Raw genomic sequence first — 9646 nt, 5'->3', positions numbered from 1 at the left:
CTTTTGGTCAGTCGATGTTATATCTTTCAAGCATCATGGATTTATACAACGGTGAAATCATTGCCTATACAGTCGGTGGTACACAAGATACATCGTTTATCTTAGATACGCTCGCTCAATTGAAACAGCTGCCTGAGGATATCATTCTGCATAGCGATCAGGGCTCTGTGTATACGTCATATGACTATCAAGCAGCAGTAAAAGAAAAAGGAATTATCATGAGCATGTCCCGCAAAGGCACACCCGCTGATAATTCCCCAATCGAAACGTTTCACTCCTCGCTAAAGTCCGAAACGTTCTACCTCGACGGAATACACAGCACGTCTAATGCTTGTGTGATTCGAATAGTCGAAGAATATATACACTATTATAACAATATCCGTATCCAAACGAAACTAAACAACCAGTCACCGGTAAAATACCGTCAACTGGCAGTTTAAAAGGTGTTTTCTTACTGTCTCAAAAAAGGTAGTCAGTGCCATTTCACGACATAGCTTTTTGTAAAATTTCATAAGGCGCTGTCCAAATAACTTTGGAACAACGCCTCTTTGAATTATTTTTGGTCATTTGCGATGCGTCCGATTGCTTGACGGTCAAATTTCACACGTACATTATCAGCAATGATTAATGTTACAGATGTGTCCTCAATTGAGTCAACAACACCATGTAAGCCACCGATTGTAATAATTTTATCACCACGTTGTAAGCTACTTTGCATATTTTGCGTTTCCTGTTGTCTTTTTTTAGCAGGACGGATTAAAATAAACCACATCGCAACGAACATTATTAAAATCATTATTAAGCCAGAATATTGCTCCATAATTCTTGCCCCCTTTCCAAATCTCACTTTTTTAGTATAGACCATTCCACCCTAAAAAAGCGATGGACTAGCCCAAAATTTTTCTATATTATCAATAGTTTTTCTATTATAGGTAAAATTTCGCTAATATATATTCCAAAACTAGAAGTTTTTTGCATTCGGTTCGTTAAATCCATACTTCTCGAAAAACTCTTCACGGAAATCACCTAGGCGGTCCTCACGAATTGCTTCACGCACCTGCTCCATTAATTTCAACAGGAAGTGAAGGTTATGATAAGACGTTAAACGAATCCCAAATGTCTCTTCTGTACGAATTAGATGACGCACGTAAGCACGAGAATAGTTTTTACAAGTATAGCAGTCACAGTTTGGATCGATTGGACCAAAGTCACGAGCATACTTTGCATTTTTCACGACCAAGCGGCCTTCAGATGTCATTAATGTCCCGTTACGTGCAATACGTGTCGGTAATACACAGTCAAACATATCAATCCCACGAATTGCTCCATCAATAAGTGAATCAGGTGAACCAACCCCCATTAAGTAACGAGGTTTGTTATCAGGCATTAATGGTGTCGTGAATTCTAATACTTTGTTCATGATATCTTTAGGCTCACCCACCGATAAACCACCAATCGCATAGCCCGGGAAGTCAAGCTCTACTAACGCCTCCGCTGAGCGACGACGTAAATCTTCGTATTCGCCACCTTGAATAATCCCAAATAAACCTTGCTCTTCTGGACGAGCGTGCGCATCTTTACAACGCTTCGCCCAGCGTGTTGTACGGTCTACCGATTTTAACATATATTCATGTGTTGCAGGGAATGGTGGACATTCATCAAATGCCATCATAATATCGGACCCAAGATCATTTTGAATTTCCATAGCCTTTTCTGGACTTAAAAATAGCTTGTCCCCGTTCAAATGGTTACGGAAATGTACACCTTCCTCTTCAATTTTACGGAATTGGCTAAGTGAAAATACTTGGAAACCACCTGAATCTGTTAAAATTGGGCGATCCCAGTTCATGAATTTATGCAAGCCACCTGCTTCCTTAACGATATCATTACCTGGACGTAGCCATAAGTGATACGTATTTGAAAGAATAATGCCTGCATTCATTTCTTTTAATTCCTCAGGAGACATCGTTTTAACAGTTGCCTGTGTTCCGACTGGCATAAATGCTGGCGTTTCAAATGATCCATGTGGTGTATGCACGATGCCAAGACGTGCCCCTGTTTGCTTACAAGTATGGAGTAGTTCATAACGAATTGCTGGTTGTGTCATAAAATAAAAATTCCTCTCTTATCTGAAGTAAAAACAGTACTTCGATTTTGTTTCGGTTAAAGTCTTTGTGGTCGAATAAACATCGCGTCGCCAAAGCTAAAGAAGCGGTATTTTTCTTCTACAGCTTGATGATAGGCACTTAAAATAGTATCTCTTGTGGCAAGTGTACTAACAAGCATCACTAGCGTAGATTTAGGTAGATGGAAGTTTGTAATTAGGCCATCCACTACGGTAAATTCATAGCCCGGATAAATGAAAATGGATGTCCATCCTTGTTCTGCACGCACTTCGCCTCCATATTTTGAGCCGATTGTTTCTAAAGTACGTGTAGACGTTGTACCTACAGCTACAACATTGCCTCCATTAGCCTTTACACGATTAATAGTCGCTGCCGCCTCTTCGGTAACACTATAAAATTCCGCATGCATCTCGTGGTTTTCAATCGAATCAACACTTACAGGCCGGAAAGTTCCAAGGCCAACATGCAAGGTAATGAAAACAATTTCTACACCTTTCGCTTTCACTTGTTGTAATAATTCCTGTGTAAAATGTAGACCCGCTGTTGGTGCCGCCGCAGAGCCACGTTCCTTTGCATATACGGTTTGATAACGCTCTTGATCATCTAATTTTTCACGAATATATGGTGGCAGTGGCATTTCCCCTAACCGCTCTAAAATTTCGTAAAATATACCGTCGTAATTAAACGCAAACAAACGTCCGCCATGATCAAGTTCACCCGTACATGTTGCCGTCAATAAACCGTCTCCAAATGTCACAACCGTACCGACTTTAACACGTTTGGCTGGCTTTACAAGAGTTTCCCACTCGTCAGTGCCAGCAGTTTGCTTTAATAACAACACCTCAATATGGGCACCTGTTTCCTCTTTCACACCCATTAAGCGCGCTGGTAAAACACGTGTATCATTTAACACAAGGCAGTCACCTGCATTTAGTTCATCTACTATATGTGCAAAATGATGGTGCTCTACTTCTTTTGAACCTGGTGTAACCACCATTAAGCGACTCGCTATACGGTCCACAAGCGGTGTTTGCGCAATAAGTTCTTCGGGTAATTCAAAATCAAAATCTTCTACACGCATTAAAAAAACTTCCTTCTTCTATGTTTGTTGGGGATAATCATATCCAAAATGTTCGTAAGCTAGATGTGTTGCTACACGACCACGTGGTGTACGTTGTATAAAACCAATTTGCATCAAATATGGCTCATACACATCTTCAATCGTCACACGTTCCTCACCAATGGAAGCTGCAAGTGTATCTAAGCCTACTGGACCTCCACGGAAGCGCTCAATCATATTGGTCACAAGTTTATGGTCAATATGGTCAAGCCCTCTAGGATCAACCTGTAGTAACTCCAAAGCTTGCTGCGCAAGGTCCTCCGTTATCATACCATCTCCAAGGACCTGTGCATAATCTCGCACTCGTTTTAGTAAACGATTGGCAATACGTGGGGTACCACGAGAACGTCTTGCCATTTCTCCTGCAGCCACTTGCTCAATATCGACATCAAATAAATGTGCACTGCGCACAACAATTTCAGCGAGTGATATATCATCATAATATTCTAAGCGTAACAGCACCCCAAAACGATCGCGCAGTGGTGCAGACAAAGCTCCGGCTCTTGTGGTAGCACCAACAAGTGTAAATGGGGGTAAATCAAGCCGAACAGAGCGAGCTTCAGGCCCCTTGCCTACAACGATATCTAGACAAAAATCCTCCATTGCTGGATAAAGCACCTCTTCAATCGCACGAGGCAGACGATGTATTTCATCAATAAATAAAACATCACCTGGTTCAAGTGAGCTTAATATTGCCGCTAAATCCCCTGGTCGTTCGATTGCTGGGCCACTCGTCATGCGCACATTGACATGCATTTCATTGGCAATGACTGCAGCTAATGTTGTTTTTCCAAGCCCAGGAGGACCGTATAACAGCACATGATCTAAACTTTCCTGACGAAGCTTGGCCGCTTCAATGAAGATTTGCAAATTCTCTTTTACCTTATGCTGTCCAATATATTGCGCTAGCCTTTGTGGTCGAAGAGATAATTCAAACTGGTCATCATAGCTACCTGCTTCACTTGCCATCATTCGTTCTGACATGTACTTGCCCTCCTTTCTTTATTTTAACTTCAATAGTAATTGCAATGCTTGTTTCATATAAGCATCTGTCGTTTCAAGCTTATCATTATCCTCTAGCTGTGGACGAATTTTTTCCAGTTCCTTTTCAGAATAACCAAGTGCCATTAGCGCAAGTATGGCTTCTTCAAGCTCATGCTTATGCGGATTGACACCAAATAACGGTAATTCATCATCTGTACTAGGTAATTCGATTGTATCCATTAAGGAACCCAGCTTGCCTTTTAAATCTAAAATCATTTGACGTGCCGTTTTTTTGCCCACACCTGGGAATTTCACTAAAAACGTCTCATCCTCGCGTTCAATGGCACTTATTACCTGTTGTGGATTACCAGTCGCCAAAATCGCAAGCGCCCCCTTCGGCCCGATACCTGACACTAAAATCAGTTTACGAAATAGCTCTCGTTGATCTAAATTTGGAAAACCATATAGCACCTGTGCATCCTCACGTACATGCAAATGGACATATATTTGTTGCTCCAGTGCCGCCGTGCGAAACGCAAATGGATTAGGTGTATTCAACTGCCAGCCAATCCCTTGTTGTTCAAGCACAATATACTCTGGGGTAATACGCATTATCTGCCCTTTTAAATAATCATACATATAAAATCCCTCACATTCATCGTCTTCGATTATAGCATATAGCGAACGAATGCTCGACTATAATAAATAGCAATAGTGGCCGTCCACATACAAAAATGACCGCCCAAAGACGGTCATTTTTTCATGAATCTATCAATATCGTACCACAGTTTTGGCCAGTATGTGAGAGCTCGTTTGGTAAACGGGATTAAATAATCTAAAAATACAAGCTGCTGCTCCAAAGGTAAGTCCACTGCAAAAAGCCATTCCCGTAATAGCTCATTTGGAAATTTCAAACGATGAAACTTTCTTTTATCTAAACGCCGTAGCTCAGGTAACTCTGTTAAAATTTTAGCAAGGTCATAGTCCACAGCTGGCAATACTCGATGTAACCATAAAATATATTCATCGTCCGCTTCTCCTAGATGTGCTAAATCAAAATCAATTAAGCGTAATTGTCCGTCACTACACCATAAAAAATTATGATGGACGACATCCCCATGTAATAGCGTAATATCTTTTTCTGGCACATCTTCCAATGCAATTAGCTGTAATGACTTTTCACTATAATGAACAATTTGGTCTACTTCTTGTTTCGTTAAAAATGGACGAAAATCATTTCGTCTGCTTTTAAAACGCATGTGACGCATTTGCCATTTTAAAAGCTGTGAATATGTGTGCAAACCTGGCACTCGCTGCCAAGCAATTTTTTTATGTGTCTCATGTAAAGCCATTAATAGCTTAAGAGATTGCTCGCGGTCTTTTTTATGTGCAAAATTCGCACTATGACTCCCCTCTTGCCACAATTGCACGATAAGCTGCTCATCATCACTTTGCACTAAAGGCAGGATGAGTGAGGGTTCAAGTCGTCCAAGTTGTCGATGAATCGCCCTCACCTTTTCTGCTACTTCTAATTGCTTTGCCCTTTTAACAAAGTAATTGTTGGATTGGTAATTATACTTCCAAATGTTAGGCTTTACTTCCTCTACAATGAAGGCTTTTTCACCATCGATAAGGCGTCATCCCGCCTGGGAAAAAATGCGGGGACATCCATGGACCACACGTTTGGCACGGCGGCGGACATGGTGGTGGACATGGCGGCGGACAGTTGCATTGGTCAAATTGCCAATTTGGCATCATTGCGGGCTGTGAACTACCACAACCACAGGATTGCCCCATCTGCATCTCCGGCATTTGCTCAAAATGATGCTGGACCTGTGCATCATTTACAGGGAAGAATGGAGATGTGCTTGACTCTAAGAAGTGACCTGCACCAGCAACATCACCTGCTGGCATTGTATATGGTACCGGCTGCTGTGGCATTGAGCATGTATCTACCTGCGGGTGCATTGGCATTTGGTGCATCGGCATTTGATGCATTGGCATTTGATGCATCGGCATTTGATGCCACCACATTTGATGATGCACCGGTTGATGGCAACTCGGACAATGTGGCACCATTGGCATTTGCGGCATTATATGAACAGGTGGCGGTGGTGGTGTTGGTTTGGCTACTGGTGGTGGCGGTGGTGGTGGCGGCGCTGGTGGTTGAATTTGAATTGGTGGTATAACAGGATGTTCAACTTGTGGCATGACTAATTGTTGATTCCAATTAAGTTCTACAGGCTGAGGCACCCACATTGGTTGCTGTGGCATTGGTTGTGGCATTGGCATTGGCATCGGAAACGGTATTGGAATCATTTGTGGCTCAGGCATTGGCATCGGCGGAGGTGCAACAATCGGAGGCGCTGGCATAGGCTTCTGCACCTCTTTTTTAACACTTTCTTTCACAGACTTAGTAGGCATTTCTTTATGAGTTTGTGTCTCCTTATGTGTTCCTTGGTTATGTGCTCCTTGGTTATGTGTTTCCTTGTGTATTTTTTCAGGCAAAATAATTTCCATGCCCGGTACAATATAATCAGGGTTGGCAAGATGGACATTGAGCCGCTTCAAATCTTCAAACGAAATGCCGTACTCTTTCGCAATCTTCCACAATGTATCTCCCTTTTGAACAATATGAATACGCAATTTTTTCCTCCCTTCCTCTCTTCGTATCATATGTTCAATGTTTCATTTGGATACAAAAAATTCACGCATGTTGTAAAAGCTTCATGGTACACTAATGCTTAAGGAATACGTTTCCTTCATTACAGGCAGAGGTGATCTCTTATGAAAAAAATGTTAGGCGAAGAACGCCGACTGCAGATTCTAGCACAACTTAAAAAAAGCAACACACCTATAACAGGAACAGACTTAGCTAAATTTGCCAATGTTTCAAGACAAGTCATTGTCAATGATATAACATTATTAAAGGCTAGAAATGAACCCATTATTGCAACGAGCCAGGGCTATATTTATATGCACCAAGACCAATTATACCAAACAGTTGAACGGACTATTCCATGTTTTCACACCCCGGAAGAAGCAGAAGATGAGCTCATGGTCATTGTGGATTGTGGCGGTACAGTGAAAAATGTCATTGTCGAACACCCCATATATGGAGATATTACAGCTTCCATTATGGTGTCAAATCGTCATGATGTTGAAAAATTTGTACAACGTGTTAGCGAGACTCAAGCGAGCTATTTATCTGCACTAACAGGTGGTACACATCTTCATGTTATTTCTGCTCCATCTGTAGAAATTTTAGATTTAATTGAACAAAACCTACAAAAAAAAGGCTATCTAGTCACAGATCAATAAAGTATAAATAAAAAGAAGGGATCCCATAAGCAACTGGGATTCTTTCTTTTTTTGTATAATATTAATCCACTTGACCTGCTCTTTTACTAGGCTTACTGATTAAATAACCTACAAAAGATAAAACAGTACTCCTGTTCACACAAAAACGGAGCGCTCCCAAAAATGGGGCGCTCCACAATAATTAGAGAAATCTTTGTTGTTGCGAAGGTGTTGGTAATAGGCACTGTTCTTTTTTACCAAAAAGACGATAACGGTTTTCAGCAAATTTCCTGTATAGGATATTTCGTATATAGGAAGGGATTACGATGAAAACATAACAGGTTGGCCACAAGCTATCTAAACGACGACTAATTTTCAGAGCTGCCGTGGATTCCCAATAAGCTTGACCATGCTCTATTAAAATGACACTATCTATGTTTGTCGGAACGTTATATGTTGCAAGAATTTCCTGCCCAATTTCACTTTGAATCGAGGCAAACCGAAAATAAGCACGCTGATCACGTTTTATAATAAACTGCACACTGCTATGGCAAAAATTACAAACTCCGTCAAACAGAATAACTCCACCCACTCTGATGCCCCCTAACCGAATTTAAACCTCGTCAGATGTTAGATAAGTAAAGTATGTACCAAGTGATTTCACCTTACAACCTAGGGCTGCTAACTCTTCCATAGCACCTCGCATCATTGGTTCTTTCTCATCCGCTAATACATCAATCATGAAGAAATAATCACCCAGTCCGGTTTTCAAAGGACGTGATTCAATTTTACTTAAATTTAGTTGGCGCCAAGCAAATACTGAAAGCACTTGATGTAATGCCCCTGAACGGTCTGTTGGCAAGGTAATCATGAAGGTTGTTTTTGCCTGTCCCTCTGATAATTCCTGCGGTAATCGTTTGTTTTGTTTTGATAATACAAAGAAGCGAGTATGGTTAAAGTGAAAATCATGGATATTTGATTGCACGATATCTAAACCATATCTTTCAGCAGCTGCCGCATTGCCGACTGCTGCGATGCACTCCTGTGGATTTTCAGATACATATTTAGCTGCTGCTGCAGTAGATGTTGTTTGATGTAATGGAACATCGCTAAAACGGTAGAATAAATACTTATGACACTGTGCGAGTGCATGCGGATGTGAATACACACCCTTAATGGACTCCCAGCGGTCTTTTTGTTCTTTGTTGACCATTAAATGTTGCTGAATTTTCAGTTGTAACTCACCTGTTACATAAAGCGTCGCCTCATGGAATAAATAATCAAGGGTTAATGGCACTGAGCCTTCTAATGCATTTTCCAGAGGGACAACTGCTAAATCTACCTTCCCCTCCGCTACTGCTTCAATACATTCTGGAATTGATGCACAAGGGACTAGCCATTCACTTGCGAAAATAGCTTTTGTTGCTAAATATGTAAAGGATGCCTCTGGTCCTAAGTATGCGATTCGTTTCTCCCAATTTTGCTCTGTCATTGAATTTACCTCCTTCGCTACGATTGGTAGCCTATATATCATTCTTAATTTTTAGAAAACTCGCTCTAAAAAGAAAGAGGCGTTCTATAAGCCCTTTCTTTGAGTAAGTTTCCCTATTTACAGAATGAGGTGACTCAGATATACCTCTGAGTCACCCCTTTTACAATGCTCCAGAACTAATAACTTCCGCAGACTCTACAAAATCTAAACGCTTAAGCTGATGCAATAAATCATCAAGCTCACAGCTCATGCTTGTTACATCTAACGACAGTGTAACATTGGCACGACCTTGAATTGGAATCGTTTGATGGATTGTAAGTATATTACAATGCGTGTTCGTCACAGTTTCTAAAAGTTTTGCAAGTGTTCCTTTACGGTCCTGAAGCTGTAAAAAGACTGTTAAAATCCGTTCTTGCACAATAGAGTGGAAAGGAAAAACAGCATCACGATATTTGTAAAACGCACTACGCGATAAATCCACTTGTTTTACCGCATCCCATATGGAAGATACCGTACCACTTGAAAGTAAGTGTTTCGCCTCCAAAGTTTTTTGCATAGCATCTGTCAAAACGTCTTCACGAACTAAATAATATCGCTGGTTAGCAACGTTTTTCATACTCTTCC

Annotated in this window: 12 protein-coding genes; 2 read left to right on the top strand and 10 right to left on the bottom strand. The window is 41.0% G+C overall.

Features of this window, described 5'->3' with window-relative positions; genetic code table 11:
* A partial coding sequence (locus C9J35_RS04320; protein ID WP_153062940.1) for a DDE-type integrase/transposase/recombinase occupies nt 1-440 on the top strand: 440 nt, incomplete at its 5' end.
* 113 nt (nt 441-553) lie between these two features.
* On the opposite strand, the gene yajC is transcribed toward C9J35_RS04320, so the two are convergent.
* The 7 genes from yajC to C9J35_RS24695 form a co-directional block, all read right to left on the bottom strand.
* Complete coding sequence (yajC, locus tag C9J35_RS04315; protein WP_107923544.1) at nt 554-820, bottom strand: preprotein translocase subunit YajC; 267 nt, start codon at nt 818-820, stop codon at nt 554-556.
* Between the two features lie 141 nt (nt 821-961).
* Nucleotides 962-2107, bottom strand: a complete 1146-nt coding sequence (tgt, locus tag C9J35_RS04310; RefSeq protein ID WP_054768094.1) for a tRNA guanosine(34) transglycosylase Tgt — start codon at nt 2105-2107, stop codon at nt 962-964.
* 56 nt (nt 2108-2163) lie between these two features.
* The gene (gene queA / locus C9J35_RS04305) at nt 2164-3207 is read right to left on the bottom strand and encodes a tRNA preQ1(34) S-adenosylmethionine ribosyltransferase-isomerase QueA (RefSeq protein WP_054768093.1); all 1044 of its coding nucleotides are present in this window, start codon (nt 3205-3207) and stop codon (nt 2164-2166) included.
* 18 nt (nt 3208-3225) lie between these two features.
* The gene (gene ruvB / locus C9J35_RS04300) at nt 3226-4230 is read right to left on the bottom strand and encodes a Holliday junction branch migration DNA helicase RuvB (protein ID WP_054768092.1); all 1005 of its coding nucleotides are present in this window, start codon (nt 4228-4230) and stop codon (nt 3226-3228) included.
* A gap of 18 nt (nt 4231-4248) precedes the next feature.
* A complete protein-coding gene (gene ruvA / locus C9J35_RS04295; protein ID WP_107923543.1) occupies nt 4249-4869 on the bottom strand; it encodes a Holliday junction branch migration protein RuvA in 621 nt (206 codons plus the stop codon).
* Between the two features lie 113 nt (nt 4870-4982).
* Nucleotides 4983-5816, bottom strand: coding sequence for a phosphotransferase (locus C9J35_RS04290; protein WP_107923542.1), 834 nt, complete (start codon nt 5814-5816; stop codon nt 4983-4985).
* Nucleotides 5817-5850: 34 nt separating this feature from the next.
* A complete protein-coding gene (locus C9J35_RS24695; RefSeq protein WP_107923541.1) occupies nt 5851-6876 on the bottom strand; it encodes a LysM peptidoglycan-binding domain-containing protein in 1026 nt (341 codons plus the stop codon).
* 141 nt (nt 6877-7017) lie between these two features.
* Here C9J35_RS24695 and C9J35_RS04280 point away from each other — a divergent pair, with 141 nt between their 5' ends.
* Nucleotides 7018-7551: a transcription repressor NadR gene (locus C9J35_RS04280; RefSeq protein WP_107923540.1), complete on the top strand. Its 534-nt coding sequence runs from the start codon at nt 7018-7020 to the stop codon at nt 7549-7551.
* A gap of 181 nt (nt 7552-7732) precedes the next feature.
* Here C9J35_RS04280 and C9J35_RS04275 read toward each other — a convergent pair whose 3' ends face one another.
* From C9J35_RS04275 to thrR, 3 genes are all read right to left on the bottom strand, one after another.
* Complete coding sequence (locus C9J35_RS04275; protein ID WP_107923539.1) at nt 7733-8122, bottom strand: thiol-disulfide oxidoreductase DCC family protein; 390 nt, start codon at nt 8120-8122, stop codon at nt 7733-7735.
* Between the two features lie 21 nt (nt 8123-8143).
* A complete protein-coding gene (pheA, locus tag C9J35_RS04270; RefSeq protein WP_054768091.1) occupies nt 8144-9022 on the bottom strand; it encodes a prephenate dehydratase in 879 nt (292 codons plus the stop codon).
* Between the two features lie 160 nt (nt 9023-9182).
* Nucleotides 9183-9638 (bottom strand): transcriptional regulator ThrR, encoded by a 456-nt coding sequence (gene thrR / locus C9J35_RS04265; protein ID WP_107923538.1) that lies wholly within the window; start codon nt 9636-9638, stop codon nt 9183-9185.
* Nucleotides 9639-9646 lie beyond the last annotated feature (8 nt).

The organism is Lysinibacillus parviboronicapiens (genome assembly GCF_003049575.1).
Lineage (GTDB): Bacteria > Bacillota > Bacilli > Bacillales_A > Planococcaceae > Lysinibacillus > Lysinibacillus parviboronicapiens.
The sequence above is the reverse complement of the archived record's forward strand: the minus strand, read 5'-3'. Positions and strand labels throughout refer to the sequence as shown.

Bases quoted from the DNA above. Each gene is read 5' to 3' on its own strand.
- yajC (WP_107923544.1), bottom strand. From the start codon at position 820: ATGGAGCAATATTCTGGCTTAATAATGATTTTAATAATGTTCGTTGCG.
- tgt (WP_054768094.1), bottom strand. From the start codon at position 2,107: ATGACACAACCAGCAATTCGTTATGAACTACTCCATACTTGTAAGCAA.
- queA (WP_054768093.1), bottom strand. From the start codon at position 3,207: ATGCGTGTAGAAGATTTTGATTTTGAATTACCCGAAGAACTTATTGCG.
- ruvB (WP_054768092.1), bottom strand. From the start codon at position 4,230: ATGTCAGAACGAATGATGGCAAGTGAAGCAGGTAGCTATGATGACCAG.
- ruvA (WP_107923543.1), bottom strand. From the start codon at position 4,869: ATGTATGATTATTTAAAAGGGCAGATAATGCGTATTACCCCAGAGTAT.
- C9J35_RS04280 (WP_107923540.1), top strand. From the start codon at position 7,018: ATGAAAAAAATGTTAGGCGAAGAACGCCGACTGCAGATTCTAGCACAA.
- pheA (WP_054768091.1), bottom strand. From the start codon at position 9,022: ATGACAGAGCAAAATTGGGAGAAACGAATCGCATACTTAGGACCAGAG.
- thrR (WP_107923538.1), bottom strand. From the start codon at position 9,638: ATGAAAAACGTTGCTAACCAGCGATATTATTTAGTTCGTGAAGACGTT.